Origin of the sequence: Marivita geojedonensis, assembly GCF_002115805.1 — a bacterium.
GTDB lineage: Bacteria > Pseudomonadota > Alphaproteobacteria > Rhodobacterales > Rhodobacteraceae > Marivita > Marivita geojedonensis.
The window spans coordinates 606,206-628,220 of record NZ_JFKC01000001.1 but is presented as its reverse complement, the minus strand read 5'-3'; the positions used below and the strand labels follow the sequence as shown (position 1 = coordinate 628,220).

The following is a 22,015-nucleotide window of genomic DNA, read 5'->3' as shown; positions in this document are numbered from 1 at the left end:
CTTGTTTGGGAGGAGGGCGGTTTGAATTCTACTCGAAGAATATTGAAGCTTCTTGTACCCGATGAAATGCGCAACATTTTGCGGTCAATTCGTGACATGAGTCGTCTTGCCAAACATCAGGCGCGCCGCGACCTTTTCGGCGAACTGTTTCCGCCGAAGCCAAATTCCATCAGCTTGATGGCGAATGACGTGTGCAACGCTCGTTGCGAGATGTGTGGTATCTGGGAAGGACATAGAGAGAAGGGGCCAACGCTAGAGGAGTTCAAAAGAATCTTTCAGGATCCACTTTTCGACAAAGTGCTTTCACTCGGCGTAACTGGCGGTGAGCCGACGCTGCGCCCGGATCTTGACCGCATCTTTCAGGCCGGCATCGAGAACCTCTCAAGTCTTCGGTATGCTTCGATAATCACGAATGCGCTTCAACCTGACCGGGTCGTCGAAAGAATACTTGCGTCGCGCGATGTTTGCCGAGATGCCGGTGTGGACTTTTCCGCGATGGTCTCGCTCGACGGGGTTGGCGTGGTACATGACAGGGTAAGAGGCCGTAACGGCAATTTTGAACGCGCCGTAAAGGTTATAGATCGACTGCGTGAGGCTGGTGTGGCACTTTCAGTTGGCTGCACAATCACGAAAACAAATGCGGATCACGTTGACGAACTACTTGATTGGGTGATCGAAAACGACCTGCTTGCCAGTTTCCGCATCGCCGAGTTTATCGACCGGCTGTACAATAATGATAATGGGGACCAAATTCGTAATTTCACTGATGCTCAGCTCTACAACCTTGCCTTGTTCTATATGCGCCTTAATGCATCATATGAAACACGCCCTGCTGTGCGCAAAACCTATAGTAGTATTAAGGGCATGTTGGTAGACAACAAAAAGCGCATGAGCGGTTGTCAGTATCATTACGACGGTGTGATTATTTCGGCGCAGCGTGGTTTGCTTTATTGCTCACCAAAATCGCCTACATTGGGCAACCTGCTTGAACAATCCGGAAGTAAACTGTTCTTCGGGAATATCGATAAGCGTGATGCAATAAAAAAAGATCATTGTGATGATTGCATCCACGATTATCATGCCGAGCCCAAGTTTACGGAAAAGGTCGGCTTCTATTTGCAATCTAAACGACACGCTAGTCGGTATTCGATAGAACGCCTTACCGCATCCGCCCGCAGGACAGCGCCATGTGCCCAATTTGATGATCCTCAGACGTTGCGTTCAAACGGTGTCTTGATCGTCGGATGGTACGGGACCGAAACTGTCGGGGACCAAGCAATCCTTTGGGGTGTCCTTGACCGGCTGCGCCGTCGTGCAAATCCCCCAAAGCGCATCATCCTAGCGAGCTTACACCCATTTATCTCGCGCCAAACGCGGGTTGTGCTTGATCTCGACGATATCAAAATCATCGAAACCTACTCGGCGGGATTCGAGGAGATCTGCAATACAGTCGATGAGGTGGTCGTGGCGGGCGGCCCCTTGATGGACTTGCAGGCGCTCGATCACATGCTTTTCGCCTTCACATGCGCTGCTTCGCGCAAAGCTGTGGCTCGGGTCGAGGGTTGCGGTCTCGGTCCGCTCCGCGAGCCTCGATTTATCGGGGCTGTGGGGCAAATGCTTCGTCTGGCCAGCACGGTCGAACTTCGTGATCAAGCGAGCGTAGACCGGTCGCGGTCGGACTTCGGTGTGGACGCTCGGAAGATTGATGATCCAGCTATTGCCTATGTCGAGCAGCATTTGCGCCAAGGTGTCTCTATGCCCGCGTCCGATGAGCGGCGCGAAGTCTGCTTCTTCCTGCGCAAGGTGGGCGCTCATTATCTTCCGGGCATGACCGATGATGAACGCGCAGGGTTGAACGATCGGTTCGAGGAGGAGCTTCTGTCTTTCATGGCCACCATTGTAAAGGAGAGGGAACTTCGCCTTCGCCTGCTGCCCATGTGCCATCATTGGATCGGCGGCGACGACCGCGTGTTCAACCGACATCTGAAACGCAAACTGATCGCAGGGCACGGGTTGTTGGACGAAGACATCCAGGTCGAAAACCTACCGGTTTCGCCCGATGAAATTCTGACGGCGATGCGCGGTGCGGAACTCAACATTTGCATGCGGTATCACTCGGTCGTCTTTGCCGAGCAGGCCAATGCGCCCTATCTGGCCGTGGACTACACGCAAGGTGGAAAGATTGCCGGTTTCCTAAATGACATTGGCAGGCCCGAACGGGCAATATCATTGGCAAAGGTAACCGCTGGCCGGATGCTCGATGCCACGGAAAGCGTTTGGAGCAGCCTGGTATGAACGTTCTTCTCGTCAACGGGACTGTTGGCAAAGGGGGTGCTGGAATAGCGGTGGAGGCCCTGGGTCGTGGTCTTGAAGACTACGGTCACCGTGTCGATTTCGCTGCAACATCCTATGACAGAGATATCGGTCCGAACTGCCACTTCATCCCGCGGGTTGGAAATATTTGGCAAAAGCTCGCGAGCAGGGCGACCTATGAGGCCGGACTGGGCAATATCGGCATTTTGAATACCCGCGCCATTGCTCGTCAAGATTGGTTCCAAAGAGCGGACATCGTTAATTTTCACAACCTGCACGGTGGATACATCAACTATCTCGCATTGCCAAAGTTGACGCGAAAGTGCCCCGCCGTGATAACGCTACACGACATGTGGAGCTTTACGGGGCACTGTGTTTACAGCTTCGACTGCGACCGCTGGTTGATCGGATGCGGGCGATGCCCTTATCCAAAAAGCTATGAGGCAATGAAGCGCGACGGGTCTGCGCTCTCGCATCGGCTTAAGCGTCGAGCGTTTCACGCGGCCAATGTAGAGTTTGTCGGCGTGTCGAGTTGGATAGCGGATCTTGCTCGGCAAAGCTTGCTTGCGCCGATACCTGTGCATCATGTGCCCAACGGGATCGATACGCAGGTCTATCGCCCCGAAGATCCCGTTCAGGCACGCCAAGACCTTGGTTTTCCGCTTGATCGTCCGGTCGCGCTTTGTCTTGCGCACAATATCTCCGACCCGAGAAAGGGTTTTGACCTATTGCAGGAGGCGCTGAAGCGACTTTCTCCGGATGTTCGCAAGAAGCTCTTCCTTGCCATCGTCGGTACGGTCGACAGTGATAGCGACCTTAACCTCGCGGTCGATCACAGGTATCTGGGCTATATCGCCGATCCGCTAGAAAAGCGGAAGATCTTCTCGGCCGTTGACATCTGCCTGTTCCCGACACGCTCTGACAATTTGCCGGTTGTCCTTCAGGAAAGTCTGGCCTGCGGCACTCCAATGGTAGCATTCGACGTGGGCGGCGTAGCTGAACTGGTCCGCGAAGGACAGACGGGGTTGCTCGCTCTGCAGGATAATTGCGAAAGCTTCGCGCGGTGCATCGAGACCTTGCTGGACAGGCCCGACCTTAGGGGCGAAATGGCTGCGGAGTGTCGAACAGTGGCCGAACGTGAATTTTCGCTAGAGCGGCAGGCTGACGGCTACAGCAAGATTTTTGAACGTATCCTGGAGACAGCCAGGCGGTAAGCGCCTCGCTCGTTCTAGAGGGAAGATTGTTCGTGATCATTATCATCGAGAAATGGGGGTGGAAGTGGCGACACTATTAGTAACAGGCTCTTCGGGGCTCATCGGATCTGAAGTCGTGAGCCATTTCTGCCAGAAAGGATGGCAGGTCTACGGCATCGACAACAATATGCGGGCCGACTTCTTCGGGGCGTCTGGGGATACGCGCTGGAACCAGCACCGCCTGTCCGAGCGTTTCGACAGGTTCATTCATGTCGAATGTGACATCCGGGATCGCAAGGCGGTTCTGGAGTTGGTCGCACGAATAAAGCCGTCGGCTATCGTGCATTGTGCAGCGCAGCCTAGCCACGATCTGGCCGCTTCGCGTCCCTTTGACGATTTCGACACGAATGCCATGGGGACGCTGAACCTGCTTGAAGCGACCCGGCAAGCTTGTCCGGAATCGCCATTTGTGCACATGAGCACGAATAAGGTCTATGGCGACGCACCCAACCTCATTCCGCTCGTCGAGAAAGAAACACGCTGGGACTATGACGATCCTGCCTTCTCCGGCGGAATCTCTGAGACTTTCAGCATTGACCAGTCCAAGCATTCAATCTTTGGCGCATCAAAAGTCGCGGCCGACGTGATGGTTCAGGAATATGGTCGTTACTTCGACATGCCGACCTGCTGCCTGCGCGGGGGTTGCCTCACAGGGCCCAATCATAGCGGGGTCGAGCTACACGGGTTCTTGAGCTATCTCATTCGTTGCAACTTGGAAGAACGGACGTACCGAATCTTCGGATACAAGGGGAAGCAGGTTCGTGACAACATTCACAGTGCCGACGTCACAGCGTTCATTGCCGCCTTCATTGCCAATCCGCGCAAAGCCGAAGTCTACAACATTGGTGGTGGCAAGGCCAATTCAGTATCCATACTAGAGGCTTTCGATATCATCGCGGGTATTTCGGGCAAACCAATGCAATACGAATATGACAATACGAACCGGATTGGTGACCACATTTGTTACTATTCTGACCTCACCAAGATGAGGGCGCATTATCCTGGATGGGACATCACTCGCACGGTCGAGGAGACGATTGGGGAGATCTATGAGAGCTGGAAACGGCGAGTAGATGTCTAAGGTAAGTTGGTTCTATTGAACAAATCAGACAATTGATGACAGCGAAACCAAATGAGGCTGCGCCTGGGCAAATGGCCAGCGTCGAACCACTACTTAAGAGTCTACCCCGTCTCGCCTATGTCGGCGATGTTCCGGTCGAGGCATCCTATCATGGTTCAGCACTTCTCTATCGTCTGATGGCAGATTATCCCACCGGACAGTTGACTATAGTCGAGGCCGGACTGGAGCGATCCAAGGTTGAGAGGAGGATCGAAAATGCGATTTATCTCTCGGAACCGGTGCCGTGTTCGCGGTTGAACTCGACACGTTTTCACCTCGAATATGAAGCATTGCGCATTGTAACCGCGCGTTTTCTTGGACGCCGGCTTGCAGATAGGCTCAAACCATTCAAACCTGAAGCGATTGTGACGGTTAGCCATGGGGTGAGTTGGATTGCCGCTGCTCATGCGGCGCGCATCCTCGACGTACCGTTTCACTTAATCTGTCATGACGAATGGGCCAAACTTCCCTCAAAAATAATTGGACAGTCCAGCCGCGAGGAGTTGTTTGGCAGGACCTACCGTGCGGCACACTCACGGCTGTGCGTTTCGCCGTTTATGGAGGAAAACTATGGGCGGCGCTTTGGTGAAACAGGAACGGTGCTTTATCCTTCGCGAGACAAGCTCGAACCTAGCCAAGACGGACCCCAAGCAAGGGCTGCCAAGACCGGTGACGGGCTGATTTGCACCTTCGCTGGCTCGATAAACTCGCCTGGTTATGTTGGCGCGTTAACGCGGGTTGCTGACGAGTTGGCGAAGATCCGCGGTCAACTCGAAATTTTCGGCCCGGTCGATGCTGAAGCGGGCGCACGCGCAGGACTGAACAAACCTAACATTCGCTTCCGGGGCATGGTTCCGTCCGCCCAGTTGATCGAGACCTTACGGCGGGAATCTGATATACTGTATGTGCCCATGTCTTTCGAAGCTCGCGACCGCCTAAATATGGAGCTCAGTTTTCCGAGTAAACTTACCGATTACACATTGACTGGTCTTCCATTGCTTATCTCAGGTCCCGATTATTGTTCGGCGGTCCAATGGGCGGAAAAGTATGAGGGCGTGGCCGAATGCGTCACTGAAGTGGAGGGCAACGGGCTTGCTGAAGCTTTGCGTCGTCTTACCGATCCGGCGCATCGGTTGCGCGTTGGCAGGCGAGCGGCTGAAATCGGCGAAGAACTTTTTTCCTATGAGCGCGCTATCGCGACATTCTATAGGGCGTTACAGAAGTCCCCACTGTTTGTGGAAGCGAGCCTCGATAATGAGGCGTGAACTTTTTTCCAATCCGCTGCTTCTGATTGAGCGCATTGGCGAATGGGCTACTGATAGGCGGCGTCTACGCCGATTGAAATCTACTCCTGCGCAGCACTTGCGGAGCGGTCATATCGACTCGCTTGAACTGCTTGACCTGATTTCTCGGGAATGCGGTCCACCTAATGTCATCTACGATGTGGGTGCCAATGTAGGCACATGGGCGCAGTTGGCACACAGTCAGTTCCCAAGAGCCGAAATTCATGCTTTCGAACCGCTGGAAAAGCATCTGGCTCGATTGCGAAAGTTCGCGACGGAAACCGACAGGGTTCATATTCATGAAGTTGCGCTAGGTGCCAAATCGGGCATCCATACTCTGCACGTAACGAACTTCAGTGATGCCTCCAGCCTGCTGGAGCTTGGGGCGAAGGGCGCTGAGGTCTGGGGGCTTTCAGAGTCTGAGCAAATCAACGTACCTGTAGAACGCCTAGATGACCGGATAGCGGAACTAGCCTTAGCTTATCCGGGTCTCATAAAGCTCGACGTTCAGGGTTTCGAACTGGAAGTGCTCACAGGAGGCACCGAAGCACTTCGTCGTGCTCATAGTGTCCTAATTGAACTTAGCTTTGAAGAAATCTATGAAGGTCAACCCGCTAGTCATGAGGTTCTAGGCTTTTTGGCGGAGGCAGGCTTCGTTTTACGAGCATTTGGGAAGGGCGTTCGCCTTGGCGAACCTGTGTTTCAGATTGATGCTCTGTTCATGCGCCGCGCAAGCAGACGTGACGATTAAGGTAGTCCTACAGTAATGCTTCAAATTCTTCAGAAGAACGTCCTAAGAGCATTGAGAAAGTCACCTGTTCTATATGCGGCCTTGAAGGGAGCCTATCGCGAACGGAAGCTGCAGGTAGAGCCGGTGCAAACGCCCTTCGGGTTCAAGCTGCTGGGTCCCGACGCGATGCAGAATGGAGCATTCGAGCCAATGGAGACTAAGTGCGTTCAGGCAATTCTGAGCGAAGTAGATGTCTTTGTAAATGTTGGTGCAAATGTCGGCTACTATGTCTGCCATGCTTTGAACATGGGAAAGCGCGTTGTCGCAGTAGAACCTCTTGAAGAGAATTTTTCTACGCTTCTCAGAAATCTCGAGGCGAACCAATGGGACGAGGTCGAACTCTTCCAAGTGGCTCTTGGCGATAGAGCAAAAGTGACCAAAATCTATGGAGGCGGGACAGCGGCTTCCTTGATAAGTGGCTGGGCCAATTGCGAGGCCGGCCATTTTGCGCGCGTGCCCGTCCTTACCCTTGATACGATCCTTTCCGACCGTTTCAAGAACCAGCGAATGCTGGTAATGATCGATGTTGAAGGTTTCGAGCTGCCTGTGCTCGAAGGTGCGCTTAGACAACTACAGCGGGCCTTGGCGCCGGTTTGGTTTGTTGAAATCGGAATCGACGAACATATGCCCGATGGCATTGGGATCAACCCGAACCTTCTGCCAACGTTCGATATGTTTTGGCAGAATGGCTATTGTGCTGAGAACGTGTTTTCTCCCGGGAAGGCTGTCAGTCGAAGTGAAGTGGAGGCATGGTCACAAGGGCTGGATTTACCCGGTAACAACAACTTTATTTTCAAGCGCGACTGACTAACTCCACAGAGATCAATGAGTAATCCGCCAATGGTTATTGTCCGCCTGCTGGGCGGACTTGGCAATCAGATGTTTCAGTATGCGCTTGGACGGGTAATCTCCATGCGTACTGGTGCTCCCCTTGTGTTGGACAAGTTCTTGCTTGAGGACCATCGACCTGGGCTTCATTTGACCAATCGGAATTACGGGCTCGGTATTTTTTCACTCGAGGCGAATTTCGCTCGGCGTGATGACGTGCGCCGCTACCACTCTTTCGGTACGGGCAAGCTGGGTAAGGCGCACTTCCACTTGCGAAAACGGTTGGCGAGTGCTGGGTTGTTGCCGGCACGACTTGGCCCGCTTGAGATGTTGCACGAAAACGGCTTTCGTTTCGATCCAACAGTTCTCTGTGCCAAACCGCCGGTATACCTCGAAGGTCTGTGGCAATCCTGGAGATACCTCGAGGAACAACAGTCGCAAATTCGACAGGACTTAACCTTTCGCCATTCGCTCGGCGCTGCAGGTGAGGCGCTCGTGCGTAAGCTAGGCGAGGTTAACAGCGTTGTATTGCACATAAGGCGCGGAGACTATGTGAGTGTCGCGGAAAATGCTGATCTGCTTGGCTTCGTTGGCCTCGATTACTACCGCGACGCGATTGCACAGATCCGATCTGTAATCGACAAGCCCCGCTTTTTCGTCTTTTCTGACGACTTGGGTTGGAGTCGGAAGGAGCTACCGCAACTGGGTATTGAGGCAGAATATGTCGACATGCGCGCACCGGACGGTGTGCCTCAACACGCGTTCGAGATGCAATTGATGTCAAGGGGCGCAAATCTCATTATCGCAAACAGCACCTTTTCTTGGTGGGCTGCTTGGCTGGCAGCCGATAGCGCGCGCAATGTTCTCGCCCCTGCGCGGTGGTTTGCAGACAATTCTGTCGACACCAGCGATCTGATACCGCCAAACTGGAGGACGGTATGAGGCTACGAGCTGGGTGTATTTGGATTATCGGCACATGGTGCAGTTTTCAGTCATTGTCCCGACCTACAACCGGTTGAGCTATCTCAAGCACTGCTTAGAGTCGATTGCGGCGCAGACCTGCGCACCATTCGAAATCATCGTCGTTGATGATGGGTCGACCGATGGTACCGTCGAGTGGCTGCAAAACACACACCCCGAGATACGTGCGATACGGCAGCAAAATGCTGGCCCCGGCGCTGCACGCAATCGTGGTGCAGCTGAAGCCTCCGGTGATTATCTGGCCTTTCTCGACAGTGATGATCTGTGGCCACCTTGGGCGCTTTCAACCTATCGCGACCTGTTGAAGAGATACGATCGACCCTCTTTGCTGTTTGCCCGGTATCGAGATTTTGCAGAACTTCCGGATTTCGGTTTGCTTGAAGCAGCAACTGCTGAGGTCTATGCAAATTTCGCCGCGAGCCATAAAGTCGCGGCGTTCGCAGGTGGGGGGATGATGGTAGCTCGACGCGATGCTTTCGTGTACGCGGAAGGTTTCCCCGAAGACCGGCTGAACGGTGAGGATCACGATCTTGCTCTGCAGCTTTCCGATGCCCCAGGTTTCGTTCGCGTGGTCAGCCCCGTGACAGTTGCGCACCGCGTTCATTCTGGCAACGAAATGGGCGATGTGGAAAAGACCGTTCTTGGCGTAATCCGGTTGGTTGAGCGCGAAGAGGCTGGTGCCTACCCTGGCGGCCGATCCTTAGCGTCTGCCCGTCGCGAGATTATCTCGCGGCATGCGCGCCCTGCGATATTGGAAGCAGCAAAGACGGGCCATTCAACAGCGGCGGGTGACTTGTACCAGCGCACGCTCAGCTGGCATTTGGCAAAGGGTCGATACAAATTCCTAGCAGCAGCGGGGTTCTCGCTGGCGATCCGGAAGCTTAGGATGAGTGATTCAGGATGAGTGATCGACTGATCAATTTTGTCATTAGAGCACCATCAGCGATTGCAATGCGGACCAGGATTGCGCGCCTACGTATGTTCGGAATGCAAATCGGACAGAACTGCTGGATTCGCAGGATCTCCGTGCCACGCAATCCATGGGATATTTTGCTCTCTGAGCGTGTCGCCCTAGACGACGGCGTGGTTCTCCTGACCAGCGGCAAGCGTGTAGCACGCCCTCGCTTGCGAATTGGGCCGCGCGTTTATGTAAACCGGAACGTTATGATTGATGTATCAGACGAGTTGACGATCGGCGCAGACACGATGATTGGTCCATTTGTTTATCTTACCGATCATGATCATGAGGCTAAGCTCGGCCAGAGGGTCGGAGATCAACCGCTGAAAGCTGCGCCTACTCATGTTGGGCGTAACGTCTGGATCGGCGCCAATGCTATTGTTCTGAAAGGGGTGACAATTGGCGACAACGCTATTGTCGGCGCTGGTGCCGTCGTGACGAAAGACATTCCCGCTGGTGCTGTCGCCACCGGTGTTCCTGCACGTTTCAGTGAATGGCTCCACGGCTCCAGAAGAGGTGAGTTTGCGGTGGAAACTGATTAGATGAGGGCAACCGTTGTCATTACAACCAAAAATCGCCGGGATAGTTTGCGAGTAGCTCTTGCGTCATGCACGGAGCAGACTGCTCGCCCAGAGATTCTAGTGATCGATGATGGCTCGACTGATGGCACTTCGGAGATGGTCTCGGCCGAGTTTCCGCAAGTATACTTGTTGAGGCATGAGGCTTCCGCCGGGCTGATCGTTCGTCGCAACGAAGCCTTTCGCAAAGCATCTGGGGACATAATATTCTCGATTGATGATGACGCCGAGTTCTCGTCCATACACACGGTTCGACAAACGTTGGCCGACTTTGACGATCCTCGCATCGCGGGCGTTGCCATTCCACTTATTGAGCCAAAATACGCGGGTCGGCGGCTACAATTCCCGCCAAACAGTAGTGATACCTGGATCACCGACTGCTTCAAGGGCACTGCGTTCGCGGTAAGACGTGAAACGTTCTTGAGTGTCGGCGGTTTTCGAGAAGATCTGGTCCACCAAGGTGAGGAGACAGACTTCGCCATACGTTTATTGGATCAAGACTTTCTAATTCGCCTCGGGAGAGCAGATCCGATCATCCATTACGAGTCTCCCATACGCGATCTTCGCCGCATGCATTTCTATGGCCGAAGAAACGATATCCTTTTCGCCTTCAGAAATGTGCCGACAGAAAGCGTTCCATTGCACCTACTCGGTACGACTTGGAATGGTATCAAAAGCATGGTGCGGGCCAAACAGCCACATGACATGGCATATGGGCTGCTTGTAGGCTGGCTTGACGGGATAAGGCTACTCAACACGCGTTGTCCGGTAAGCAAAACGACCTATCGACTCTATCGCAGACTGCGCTCGACTGGATCTATGCGCCGCACAGACTTCTGAGACCGAAATATGGCGTTCGCATCAGAACCCCTATGGACCATCTGCCAGATCGGAGCGCGGGAAAATTACGCGATCGCACGCGCGCTGCAGCGGAAGGGGCGGCTGGGTCGTCTCGTGACGGATATGTGGGCGGACGGAATAATAGGACGCGTCTCGACTAGGCTTGGCGAGAGGTGGCATCAGGAGCTTGCGCAGGCGCAGGTTGTGGCACCGACTATATCCGCGCTTCGACGCGCATTGCAGGATCAAGTTGCCCGAAAGGAAGGATGGTCGCAGATCATGGACCGAAACGCCTGGTTCCAACGGGTAGCGGCCCACACGGTAATGCGGGCGCCAGAAGAGCACGGGATTGTCTTCGCCTATAGCTATGCAGCCGAACGCGTTTTCGCGGCGGCGAAAGCACGGGGTTGGCCCACGGTGCTTGGACAGATCGACCCGGGGCTCTCGGAGGCGCAGCTAGTTGCGGACCTATACAAACTGGCTGGACAGGTGCATGAGCACATCCCTTCCGCTTACTGGGAGAGTTGGCGCAGAGAAACCGCCTTGGCCGATCTAATTTTGGTGAATTCAGAGTGGTCACGGCAAGGATTGCTGAACGAGGGTGTGGCTCCCGACAAGATCGTGGTGGTACCGCTCGCCTATGAATCCCAAAAGGTCACTTCCCCGAAGGAGACGTCCCCGACTTTTCGATCTGAACGGCCTCTCAGGCTCCTTTTCCTCGGCCAGGTCACGCTGAGAAAAGGAATCGATATCGTATTGGACGCAATGGCGCTTCTACCAGATTTGCCTCTGAGGCTCGACGTCGTTGGTCCTCTACAGATTCAGATCCCTGAAACTGCAACCGTTGACGAGCGAATCATCTTTCATGGGGCAGTCCCTCGAAGCAAAGCAGCAGAGTTTTACTCTGCCGCAGATATCTTTTTGTTTCCAACGCGTTCAGATGGATTCGGTCTAACGCAGTTGGAAGCTCTTAGCGCAGGCGTGCCCATTATTTCATCGGATCGATGCGGAGCTGTTGTTGAGGATGGCAAAAATGGGTTTGTGCTTCAAAATCTTGAACCGAAGGCTTTGGCCGATTTGATTGCATTCCTTCTCCACAGTCCATCCTTGGTCCAGGCGCTAAGTGACGGGGCAACCCTGAGTGACAGGTTTTCCATCGACCGGCTCGGCTCTCGGCTGATGTCCCTATCTAGCCAATATTTCAATGTTGTGTGATGACACCTTTGATTGAAACTTCTGCACAGGAACCTTTTCTGAAGGATCACGCGCCTTCGGCACAGGTGCCGGCCCATCGATCAAATAACTTGAAGCTGATTTCGACGTTTATTCTTCTCTTCAGCCTAGTGACCGCTTGGATGTCGACACTTATTGCGGAAAACGCTGATCAAGCCTTCTCTAATCCAGCGTTTGCGCTCGCGGTCGGCTTGGTCGTCGCGTTTTTCGTAGAGGGACAAACTGGCGTTCGTAACCTCCTACGCATAGACCTTTTCATGCTCGGTGTTCTATATCTGCTAACGTTTCTTGAGTTCCTCCTTCCACAAAGGACGCTCCTCGGACTGGTTTCGCTGAACTCAGCCCAGACAGCGGTGACCGCCGTTCTGCTTGGGTTCGCAGGCATCGTCTTGGGGCGGCATGCTTTTCCCGTACGACAGTCCATTTCATCAAGTTTTGAACTTAAAGTTTCGCCAAATGCGACAGTGCGTTTGATGATCGTTTGCGCGGTATTTGGTTACCTTTATATGCTGATCGCTGTGCGCTTCGACATCTTCGAACTTTTTTACCAGTTAACTCGGCCGCGTTTTTCACAACCTTGGGCGCGTGGACGATTTGGGTCCCTGTCGACTCTGCTGAACGAATTGGCACTGCTGAAATACCTGATCCCCCCCCTTGCCGCCGCCATTCTGGCAAATCGTAAGAAGTATTACAGGTGGCAGATTCTGATTGCTATGGTGCTTCTTTCACTGGTTTTATTTGAGAGTTTTGCGTCAGGTACGAGAAACGTTTTCCTATCGCATCTCGCGACGTTCATTTCGGCGTATGCGCTTATGAAGCCTCGAATGAACCTGCGCAAGCTGGCTTTGGTATTCGCTCCGATAGCAACCGTTGCCTACTTCGCCATCTACTACCTACCGGAAATAAGAAACTTAGGCCTTCAGAATTTCGGCTTGGCTTTGCAGAGGACAGATAGCCTTTTCGTTGACATGAACATGGTCAACGTTGCTCATTTGACTGAGGTCTTCCCCGAGCGGGCTGGCTACCTCGGTTTCGAAATTCCCTACATCGCGGCAATCCGTCCCGTTCCTCGCGCCCTTTGGCCTGGGAAACCAGAAGGCTTGTCCTTGGGGATTGAGGAAGCTCTTGGTGTTCAAGGAATGACGTTGTCAGCTACCTTCGTGGGTGAGTTCTGGATGGCCGGCGGCTACATCGCTATCCTGCTAGCTTCTCTGTTTCTAGGTGCAATGGCTGCATTATGGAACCGGCGCGGAGCTCGAGCCGCGACAACATTCGATGTCATCACTTTCGCACTTGGTTTTTTCGCGGCTGGGATTGCGATGCGCAGCTATTTATCGGTTTTCCCAACCCTACTTCCAATTTTTGCGATCATTCTCCATAAAAAGTTTAAGATTAGATCATGAAGCTTCTTTTCTTGACTGTGATCCCCTCACCCTATCAAAGACAGCTCTTTTCAACAATTGCGTCATCGGGGGAAGTGGAAATCAAAGTATTTTACTATGCATCATCGGCTTCGGATCGGCAATGGAAGAGACCGGATTTTTTTGACTACGAAAGAGTCTTGCCCGGTTACTCAAAAGATATTTTGGGAGCGACTACTTACTGGAATCCGTCCGCAAACTCTGAAGTCAAGAAGTTCGCACCAGATGTTGTGATCGTTAGTGATTACTCGTCACTCACGGCGCAAGTTGTAATGCGAGGTTTGGCAAAACAAGACGTTCCGATGATCTACTGGGGTGAGGTTCCTGGCTTCTCAAAACGTGGAGCCATTGGAAGAAAAGCTCGTCAACTGCTGCAAACCCCGCTGCGGCGCGCCGCTGCCATTGCGGGAATAGGTGAAGTCGCCGTTGAAGCCTACGAAAAATTGTTTCCCGACAAGCCCACACTGAATATTCCGTACTTCTGTGACTTGGAGCCTTTCCAACAGGCGCGGTCAAAGGCAACAAGAAATAAACAGACGGTTGATGTGCTGTTCAGTGGTCAGATGATCGAGCGGAAGGGCGTGGACATCCTTTTAGCCGCCTTTGATCGTATTGCCAGGAGGCGTCCAAATTTGCGCCTAGTTCTCTTGGGCAACGGTCCCGAGAAAGAACGATACTATGCCTCAGTTCTGGCCGAACTACGGGATCGTGTTCTCTTCCTCGGCCATAAGGATCCTGAGGACCTTCCCTCAGTTTTCGCATCGGCTGACATCTTTTGCTTGCCCAGCAGGCACGACGGGTGGGGTGTCGTCGTAAACGAAGCTCTTGGTGCAGGCTTGCCCATCGTCGTCAGCGATGCCGTCGGCGCGGGACGAGATCTAGTGTCGCAAGGAGTGAATGGCTTCATAACACCAGCACAAGATGCACGGGCCCTTTCAAAAGCGCTTGAAAAGTTGGCGATCGACCCGGACTTGCGATGTGATATGGCTAGAGCCTCAAGCTTGGCAGCAAAGTCATGGGGGGTGGACGAGGGCGCGCGTAGATGGATCGCGGCAGCAAGAGAAGTGCTGTCTCGGCGCCGTCAGGTGTGAGGCTATGTCGAGTAGAGTGGCCTTGCTAAGAAATCGCTCGTTGAGCATCTGTTATGCCGTGAACGGCACTCGCAATATTTTCGATAACTTCGGTGGCCTGAATTGAGCCGCCGCGTATTGCATGTAACGCCTTATCTCGATGCCTCGGCTGGTGGTCCTCCGGTCGTAGTGGAACGACTGTCTGAGCATGCTGCCGAAAACGGCTTTTCTGCGCAAATCCTAACAACTGCAAAAATGACGTCAGATCGTGGCGAGGCTTTGAGAGCAACATGCCCCGGCGCAATCGTGTTACCCAACCAGTTGGCTGCCACTTTCGGTGCCGCCAGCCGACAGGTTGCAAAGGCGGTTTCAGCTGCCGACATCCTGCATTGTCATACCATGTGGAGCCCCCTTGTTGCTTCGGCGGTCCGTCAGGCAAAACGAGCCGGTGTGCCGTATGTTGTGTCACCACACGGTATGCTTGACCCATATTCGATCGGCCAAAAACCATGGAAGAAGCGTCTTTATCTTGCGGTGATCGAAGGACGTACCATCCGAGGGGCATCGCAACTTTTGTTCACGGCAGAGGAAGAGCGACGCCTTGCAAACCCAATCACAGGCGAGACTTCATCAGCGATCATTCCCCTGGGTGCGGACGCCCCCCCAGATCGTACTGAAACCCTCCGACAGGAATTCCTGTCGCAGCATCCGGAATTGCGAAACCGGAAGCGCGCCATTTTCCTTGGCAGGTTGCATGCCAAAAAGCGTCCGCAAACTGCGCTTCGATCCATGATTAAAGTTCTGCAGTCTGAACCCTCTGCGTGCCTTCTTTTCGTCGGCTCAGGTGAAGCCGAGGGGGAATTACGGCAACTCGTGGCGCAATTGAAGCTTGAGGAGAGCGTCCGATTCCTAGGGTTCTTGGCGGGCCGCGAAAAATGGCAAGCAATGGCGGCATCAGATGTCTTTCTCCTGCCTTCACAGCAGGAAAATTTCGCTATTGCTTTGGCTGAAGCTTTGCATGCCGGTGTCCCTGCGCTCATTACACGTAAGGTCAATATCTGGCGCGAGATTTCCAGGGTGGGCGCAGGGCAGGTTCTTGAGGAGGAAGATCTCGAGGTCAGCCTTTCAGCAGGTATGCTTCGATATTTCCATAATCATGAGGTGCAACAGAGGGCAAGCGAGGCCGCGCACGCTCTAGCTCACGGCTCTTTCGACTGGAGGATTTCGGCCCGTCTGACACACGGTCTCTACGATGAAATCCTGTCAGTTTGAGCCATCACTCCTTGTCGAGTACTACGGTTTGATCCGGGATAGCACTGCCTGGAGGAATCTGGCAAAACGCAGTAATCCAGACACTTTCTCCAATTTCAATCGGCGTGCAGAAGAAGGCGAATGCCGGATCATTCCAGTCGTGATTGCCGGTGAAGAGATATACACCCTGGCTTATGCAGGTATTTGGGCCGATGCGGACCGTCGTGTGATTGTCGATCCAGACCTGTTCACCGATCCAAACATGATCGCCAATCTCGAGAAACCACGGGGACTTAATATTGACCCTAGGCTTGATTACGACGCCGTTGCCGACCTTCGCGCCGAACATCCTGAGCACAGCCGTCTTGGATGGAGAAGGCATCAGGCCGAGCAGGCTACTGCGGAAGATTACTGTGTTTATGAGATACCAGAGAGCGCGGAGGGGTAGTGTCGGGTTGCCGTCTATCGAGGGTTTCTTGAACGATGCAAGATCCAACCGAACAATTTTCCGCTGCTGCATATGAGGCACCCGTACATTCGAAAGAGATTGGCGAACTGAGGCGTTTTGTATGGCTTGCGCGCGCGAATTTCGCAAACAGGTTGTCAGAAGCGGCCCTTCGCTGTTGCCGCTCGTTGTTTGGCTCTCGAAGTTTCGCGCCCAATTTTCAAGTTATAACTTTCAGCCTTCGACTGCCTATTCGCTTATATGGTGAAACGAGGCGTCTTTGATGGGAGCGAAGGGTTTCACTCCCCAGCCCACGAGGCGTGATACTTTTGCACGATACGATCGCTTGTTCGTGAGCAACCCGGAAACCAAGCTTAAACTTCACCAAAATTGGAGCAATCAGTGACGCGACTTTATGACAGCCGCAAACGCATTCTTGTAACGGGTGGAGCCGGGTTTCTCGGGTCCCATTTGATTGATCGGCTTCTCGATCAAGGGCACGAGGTGATCTGTGCTGATAACCTTTTTACGGGGACAAAACGCAATATCGAGCACCTGCATGGACACCCACATTTCGAATTCATGCGCCATGACGTGACCTTCCCGCTGTATGTCGAAGTCGACGAGATCTACAATCTCGCCTGTCCGGCCTCTCCAATTCACTACCAACACGACCCGGTCCAGACCACTAAGACGTCTGTGCATGGCGCCATCAACATGCTGGGTCTTGCCAAGCGACTGCGCTGCAGGATCTTCCAAGCCTCAACAAGCGAGGTTTACGGGGATCCGTCGGTCCACCCACAGCCCGAAGACTACTGGGGCAATGTTAATCCGATCGGGCCGCGGTCGTGCTATGATGAAGGCAAACGCTGCGCTGAGACGTTGTTTTTCGACTATTGGCGCCAGCACAATCTCGACATCAAGGTTGTCCGCATCTTCAACACCTATGGCCCGCGCATGCATCATGCGGATGGCCGCGTGGTTTCGAACTTCATCGTCCAGGCCTTGCGGGGAGAGCCGATCACGATTTTTGGGGATGGGCAGCAGACACGAAGCTTCTGCTATGTCGACGATCTCGTCGAGGGTTTTCTGCGAATGATGGAGACCGACAACTCTGTCACTGGGCCCATCAATATCGGCAATCCCGGCGAGTTCACCATTCGGGAGCTTGCTGAAAAGACAATCCAACTAACGGGTTCAAAATCGGAATTGGTTCAGATGCCTTTGCCGGCTGATGATCCCAAACAGCGTCAGCCGGACATCACGAAAGCGCGGGAGGCGCTGTCTTGGGAGCCAACAATTGAGTTGGAAGAAGGCCTTACGCGGACAATCGAATATTTCAAAAAGCGTTTGCCGGAACTCGTTGAAGTGTAGACGGGCGGAGCTACGCGGATTGCGACGATCCGGACCTGATCGTGCTGCTGACAGAGTGGAACGAGTTCCGCGCGCTGGACCTCGACAAGATCGCATCCAGCATGTCGCGGCCCGCCATGGCCGACCTGCGTAACATCTACAGCGCCGACGTGGCGCGGGACGCAGGCTTTGTCGCGTATGAGAGTGTGGGTCGGATCGGGTTCTGCGAAAATAAATCCGTCTCGTCTTGAAGGCGCTGCACGGCTCGGGTTGAAGACTCAAGCAGCGCGTAGCTGGTTTGGCTGCGTATGGAGGGCGTCCCGTTCTCTTTGAGATGTGCACACCAACAGAAGTTCAAGCGATTTGATCTTGGCTGATGGACAGCCTTTTCTTCGTTTTGTCCAAGCTTGTCTGGCTGCTTATTCAGCCGGAAAGCTGGCTCACCGTGCTGCTCGGTCTGACCCTATGGGGGCTTCACCGTCAGTCGTTTCTGGTCGCGCGCAGGTTTGTTTTGTGCGCGCTCAGTCTCGTTCTCATCATTGGGATTGTTCCAATTGGGGCAATTCTCATTCGTCCTCTGGAGGTCCGGTTTCCCGCGGCGCCGGATATCTCATATCCGGCTGCGATCATTGTCCTTGGGGGCGGTGAAGACGCACGCATGTCAGCTGTTTCTGGCTTGCCAGAGTTGAACGATGCCGGCGAACGGCTTCTTCTCGGGGCGGCGCTTGCAAAACAACATGGCGACGCGAAGCTCATTTTCACTGGCGGGAGTGCTAGTTTAATAGATCAGAGCGTTTCGGGGGCAGACGGCGCACAAACCCTCTTTGATGCGTTCGGGGTTTCCAGAGAGCGGGTCGTGCTGGAGCCAAAAGCTCGCAATACGGCTGAAAACGCCTCTCTGACACGGGCTCTAGTCGATGACATCACGGCAGGACCTTGGGTTTTGGTCACATCTGCGTTTCACATGCCGCGCAGTGTTGGCGCGTTCTGTGCCGCGGGTTGGCGGAACATTGTCCCGTATCCGGTGGATTATCGCGCTGCCGACCGGCCCGGGCTTGGTTGGTCTTTCGCCGCAAATTTGAAGCTTCTCAATGTCGCGGCCAAAGAGTGGATTGGGCTGGTGGTCTATCGCGTCACGGGTCGGACAACCGAGGTGATGCCACGCAGTTGCTGAGTGCTGCGGCTCATACACTTATTCCCAAACGTTGTGCTCCGCCTTTTCCAGATAGCGGGCAAGGATGTTGACGGATTTCCAGCCTCCCGCACGCATGATGGCAGCTGTATCAACACCTCTCTGAAGGAGGTCCTGAGCGGCTCCGACCCGCATTGAGTGTCCACTGAAGGCATCAATGTCTGCAGGATCGAGACCCGCGTTTCGCGCTGCATTTTTCACAATGCTTTTGACAATGGTGGCTTCAAGAGCTCGGTTGATCGGTTTGCATTGGTAAATTGGGCAGAAGAGAGGGATGATCTTCGCGCCGCGCCACTCCAACCAATCCTGGACCAGGCGAGCGGTCTTGCGAGACGTGAAGGATATGCGTCCCAATCCCTCCTGATCCATTTTGCTGCGCCGGATCAAAACGCGAAACGTCCCGTCTGACCGCAACTCAAGATCATCCGTTCTCAATGCAACCAGCTCGGATCGACGGGTCAGCAATTCGTATCCCAAGGACAGCATCGCGCGGTTTCGCAATCCCCACGGTGTATCGGGTTGAGCATCGAGAAACCGCTCAAGATACGCTTTGGTAAGACCCTTCGCCTGTTTCGGGCGCGCCGCTTTTTTTCGACGCACCCGACGGACTGCGAGTTGGACGTCCGGATGTCCGGTTGGATCAGGCTGATCAAGGAGGCGGTGAACCAGTCGAATGGCACAGAGACGGCGTTTGATTGTCGAATGCGCTTTCATTTCGGCTTGGTCGTCGATGAACCTGCACAACATATCGACGGTCGCCGGGAAAGGACCGGGTATCCCGGTGTCAAAGCACCAGGTTTCAAAGGCCTCGACATCCGCGCGGTACGCGCGCATCGTCAATGGCGCATAGGCCCCTTCGAGGCGTAGAAAGGCAGAGCGCCAATCTGGTTTGGCCGGATTATTCATTCATCCAATATGATACCAAAAGGATCATAATTCAAGTGCAGGACATAACAGCGGAACAGATCAAAGCTGCTCGTGCTGCGCTTGGCTGGAGTATCAAAGAAATTGCCGAAAGTACGGGTATCGGCTCCGCCACACTAAAGAGATACGAAGCGTCTCAGGGGATACCGAAGTCTCGAAAGGGACACCTGCAACTTCTAAGAACCCATTTTGAAAACGCAGGCATTGAGTTCATTGGCGCCCCTGATGATCGTCCTGGCATCCGGATCGGATCGCCGAAAACATGATCCGTGTTTGGTCAATGCTCACCAGCATCAAGAACCTGCCGGACGACACATGATTTCAATCGATCTTGAGCCGACACCATGGGCCTACAGTTCGGGAGCGGCGCGGAAACACCCTGCGGGGTCGTAAGCGCACCACCATGCCTGGTGGTTGCGTGAACGGGCGTCTCAATATATGGTGAAACAAAAGGGGAACGACTAGATTCGCGAGCGCATGGGGGGACGCGCACAAGGGGCCACACAGCCCAGAAGGAGTGCACAATGGCACAAGACCTTTCGCTTCCCGATCCAAATCGGTTCAACCTTTCGAGTTTTGCCGACATGCTGCCCGCAAGAGATCCCATCGTTGGAGAGGATCCCGGCTCTTTCCAAAGCTTTCACGACGGCATGATGCGCTCGCTGGCGCCACTTACGCCGTACGAATGTGTCATTGCCGAAAACCTCATCGCCATCGAATGGGAGCTGCTGCAGCACCGCCGTATGCGCGACGCAGGTTTGCGCCGTCATATTCAAACGGCCATTCGAGACGCTCTGCGCTCTTACTATGAGGACCTCTACAACTCCGAGATGGATGTTGAATATGATAAATTCATCGAGGAGGGCGGGGAGAGAGATGACTGGGACGAACCTTACGAGTTCGATCCCGCTCCGGCAGACAAACATGCAGAGCATCTCTGGAAGATGTGTCTGTCCGGCGATCCCGGCGAACAGGAAACCGCATATGGTGAGATTGCCAAGCTCGGGCTCGATCCGTTGGCATTGTTGGGCGAGGCGCATCGCTCCTACGGAGCATCTGTCAAATATCACGAGGAGAAGTTGCCGGATCTTGAGCGCCGTCGCCGTGAAGTGAGACGGGACTACGATCTTCTCCAAAATGCGCGCCCCGTCGAAGGAACGGTGATCGAGGGATGACCCACCGAGACCAAACCGCCCGCAATCGGGTCAATGCGCAGAAGAGTACGGGGCCAAGATCGGAGCGCGGGAAAGCCGTGGTCGCGCAGAACGCCCGTCGGCATGGCGTCACAGGCCGGCTCGATCCGACGTCTGTTGCCTCCTGGTTGGCGGTCATTCTGAACCAACCCGATCTGCAAGCGCAGGATTTGATGCCCGATGACGATCTTGGCGTTCAAGCCCTGATACTGGCACAGGCCGAAGCGGGTCTGGTGCGCGCTGAGCAGGCGCTCAAGGACTTCGAGTCAGGTCGCGAACGGCCATCCGATGTCCTGACTGAGTTCAAGGAGCTGCGGGACATGATCCTCGATGAGCTTGCTGTTGAGCCCTGTACCAAGCGCCAGCGGCGCGAGGCACTAAGCCTGCTTACGCGTATTGCCAAGGTTGAGGTCGAAGAGACGGCTCGGGGTGGCAAGCGGCACCGCCTGTTGCAGCGCTATGTGCGGGAAGCTCGCGCGCAGCGTCGCAAAGCTCTGCAGTCCTGGGTTGCGGTACGGGACCAAGCGCGGATGGCGGCATGAAACCTCTCAAGTCCCAAAACAAACACAGGATATGTCGACATGACATTGCCCTGGAAATCAGAACAAGCACGGTCCAGCAAGTGCGAGAGAGCGGAAATGTCTCAAACACGCGACGCTAGACGGTTTTTCCGCGCCGTTTGTAGCAGTACTGGCAAACCTCTTCGGGCATGCTGGAACTGTCCCTCCAGCTGTGCACGTTCAAGGCACAGAGGGCTCTGCGAAACAAACGTCTGGCGTCTCGGATCATTCGGCTTGACCTGTACTCCAAATTATCCTGTGCTCAAGGTCAGTATTTTTAAAGGCTCTTTTGCAAATGCACTGTCAGATTCTATCCAGATTGGCGCAAAATATCATTGGTGAAGAGCGGTATGCATAATCCGTGTGCAAAGGGCGATGTCCCGAAACAAAGCCAGAAATCAATCATAGGTTGAATTTGGCGATGTTGAA

21 protein-coding genes and 1 pseudogene are annotated in these 22,015 nt (G+C 54.1%); 20 read left to right on the top strand and 2 right to left on the bottom strand.

Going from position 1 to position 22,015, the window contains the following annotated elements:
- Positions 1 to 42 precede the first annotated feature (42 nt).
- The 14 genes from MGEO_RS03065 (at position 43) to MGEO_RS03005 (ending at position 15,940) form a co-directional block, all read left to right on the top strand.
- Entirely contained in the window at positions 43 to 2,295 is a 2,253-nt protein-coding gene (locus MGEO_RS03065; RefSeq protein ID WP_143746217.1) for a radical SAM protein, read from the top strand.
- The gene (locus MGEO_RS03060; RefSeq protein WP_085635201.1) at positions 2,292 to 3,527 is read left to right on the top strand and encodes a glycosyltransferase; all 1,236 of its coding nucleotides are present in this window, start codon (positions 2,292 to 2,294) and stop codon (positions 3,525 to 3,527) included. Before MGEO_RS03065 ends, MGEO_RS03060 begins: the two co-directional genes overlap by 4 nt.
- A 52-nt stretch (positions 3,528 to 3,579) precedes the next feature.
- Positions 3,580 to 4,647, top strand: coding sequence for an NAD-dependent epimerase/dehydratase family protein (locus MGEO_RS03055; RefSeq protein ID WP_085635200.1), 1,068 nt, complete (start codon positions 3,580 to 3,582; stop codon positions 4,645 to 4,647).
- A gap of 35 nt (positions 4,648 to 4,682) precedes the next feature.
- Positions 4,683 to 5,951, top strand: coding sequence for a glycosyltransferase (locus MGEO_RS21085; RefSeq protein WP_143746216.1), 1,269 nt, complete (start codon positions 4,683 to 4,685; stop codon positions 5,949 to 5,951).
- Positions 5,941 to 6,720, top strand: a complete 780-nt coding sequence (locus MGEO_RS03050; protein ID WP_158090968.1) for an FkbM family methyltransferase — start codon at positions 5,941 to 5,943, stop codon at positions 6,718 to 6,720. The genes MGEO_RS21085 and MGEO_RS03050 overlap by 11 nt, the downstream gene beginning before the upstream one ends.
- 15 nt (positions 6,721 to 6,735) lie before the next feature.
- A complete protein-coding gene (locus MGEO_RS03045; protein ID WP_085635198.1) occupies positions 6,736 to 7,566 on the top strand; it encodes an FkbM family methyltransferase in 831 nt (276 codons plus the stop codon).
- Between the two features lie 18 nt (positions 7,567 to 7,584).
- A complete protein-coding gene (locus MGEO_RS03040) occupies positions 7,585 to 8,529 on the top strand; it encodes an alpha-1,2-fucosyltransferase (protein WP_085635197.1) in 945 nt (314 codons plus the stop codon).
- A gap of 19 nt (positions 8,530 to 8,548) precedes the next feature.
- A complete protein-coding gene (locus MGEO_RS03035; RefSeq protein ID WP_143746215.1) occupies positions 8,549 to 9,472 on the top strand; it encodes a glycosyltransferase family 2 protein in 924 nt (307 codons plus the stop codon).
- A complete protein-coding gene (locus MGEO_RS03030) occupies positions 9,469 to 10,068 on the top strand; it encodes an acyltransferase (RefSeq protein ID WP_085635195.1) in 600 nt (199 codons plus the stop codon). Before MGEO_RS03035 ends, MGEO_RS03030 begins: the two co-directional genes overlap by 4 nt.
- Positions 10,069 to 10,944 carry a glycosyltransferase family 2 protein gene (locus MGEO_RS03025; RefSeq protein WP_085635194.1) on the top strand — a complete coding sequence of 292 codons (876 nt, stop codon included), beginning with the start codon at positions 10,069 to 10,071 and terminating at the stop codon, positions 10,942 to 10,944.
- Positions 10,945 to 11,223: 279 nt separating this feature from the next.
- Positions 11,224 to 12,159, top strand: coding sequence for a glycosyltransferase family 4 protein (locus MGEO_RS03020; RefSeq protein ID WP_158090966.1), 936 nt, complete (start codon positions 11,224 to 11,226; stop codon positions 12,157 to 12,159).
- Entirely contained in the window at positions 12,159 to 13,580 is a 1,422-nt protein-coding gene (locus MGEO_RS03015) for an O-antigen polymerase (RefSeq protein ID WP_085635192.1), read from the top strand. Before MGEO_RS03020 ends, MGEO_RS03015 begins: the two co-directional genes overlap by 1 nt.
- Positions 13,577 to 14,689, top strand: a complete 1,113-nt coding sequence (locus tag MGEO_RS03010; protein ID WP_085635191.1) for a glycosyltransferase family 4 protein — start codon at positions 13,577 to 13,579, stop codon at positions 14,687 to 14,689. The genes MGEO_RS03015 and MGEO_RS03010 overlap by 4 nt, the downstream gene beginning before the upstream one ends.
- Positions 14,690 to 14,791: 102 nt before the next feature.
- The gene (locus MGEO_RS03005) at positions 14,792 to 15,940 is read left to right on the top strand and encodes a glycosyltransferase (protein ID WP_085635190.1); all 1,149 of its coding nucleotides are present in this window, start codon (positions 14,792 to 14,794) and stop codon (positions 15,938 to 15,940) included.
- A gap of 4 nt (positions 15,941 to 15,944) precedes the next feature.
- Here MGEO_RS03005 and MGEO_RS21525 read toward each other — a convergent pair whose 3' ends face one another.
- A complete protein-coding gene (locus MGEO_RS21525) occupies positions 15,945 to 16,439 on the bottom strand; it encodes an LbetaH domain-containing protein (RefSeq protein WP_085635189.1) in 495 nt (164 codons plus the stop codon).
- 327 nt (positions 16,440 to 16,766) lie between these two features.
- Between MGEO_RS21525 and MGEO_RS02995 the strand changes: the two genes are divergently transcribed.
- From MGEO_RS02995 to MGEO_RS02985, 3 genes and pseudogenes are all read left to right on the top strand, one after another.
- A complete protein-coding gene (locus MGEO_RS02995) occupies positions 16,767 to 17,738 on the top strand; it encodes a UDP-glucuronic acid decarboxylase family protein (RefSeq protein ID WP_085635188.1) in 972 nt (323 codons plus the stop codon).
- 11 nt (positions 17,739 to 17,749) lie between these two features.
- A pseudogene (locus MGEO_RS02990) lies at positions 17,750 to 17,968 on the top strand (UDP binding domain-containing protein); the annotation flags it as partial.
- Between the two features lie 125 nt (positions 17,969 to 18,093).
- Positions 18,094 to 18,891, top strand: a complete 798-nt coding sequence (locus MGEO_RS02985; protein ID WP_085635186.1) for a YdcF family protein — start codon at positions 18,094 to 18,096, stop codon at positions 18,889 to 18,891.
- An 18-nt stretch (positions 18,892 to 18,909) separates the two neighbouring features.
- Here MGEO_RS02985 and MGEO_RS02980 read toward each other — a convergent pair whose 3' ends face one another.
- On the bottom strand, positions 18,910 to 19,743 hold the full coding sequence (locus MGEO_RS02980; protein ID WP_158090965.1) for a tyrosine-type recombinase/integrase: 834 nt from the start codon (positions 19,741 to 19,743) through the stop codon (positions 18,910 to 18,912).
- A gap of 5 nt (positions 19,744 to 19,748) precedes the next feature.
- Between MGEO_RS02980 and MGEO_RS21905 the strand changes: the two genes are divergently transcribed.
- The 3 genes from MGEO_RS21905 to MGEO_RS02965 all read left to right on the top strand — a co-directional run bounded on the left by MGEO_RS21905 (position 19,749) and on the right by MGEO_RS02965 (position 21,568).
- Entirely contained in the window at positions 19,749 to 20,099 is a 351-nt protein-coding gene (locus tag MGEO_RS21905; protein WP_085635184.1) for a helix-turn-helix domain-containing protein, read from the top strand.
- Positions 20,100 to 20,357: 258 nt separating this feature from the next.
- Positions 20,358 to 21,008 carry a hypothetical protein gene (locus tag MGEO_RS02970; RefSeq protein ID WP_085635183.1) on the top strand — a complete coding sequence of 217 codons (651 nt, stop codon included), beginning with the start codon at positions 20,358 to 20,360 and terminating at the stop codon, positions 21,006 to 21,008.
- The gene (locus MGEO_RS02965) at positions 21,005 to 21,568 is read left to right on the top strand and encodes a hypothetical protein (RefSeq protein WP_085635182.1); all 564 of its coding nucleotides are present in this window, start codon (positions 21,005 to 21,007) and stop codon (positions 21,566 to 21,568) included. Before MGEO_RS02970 ends, MGEO_RS02965 begins: the two co-directional genes overlap by 4 nt.
- Positions 21,569 to 22,015 lie beyond the last annotated feature (447 nt).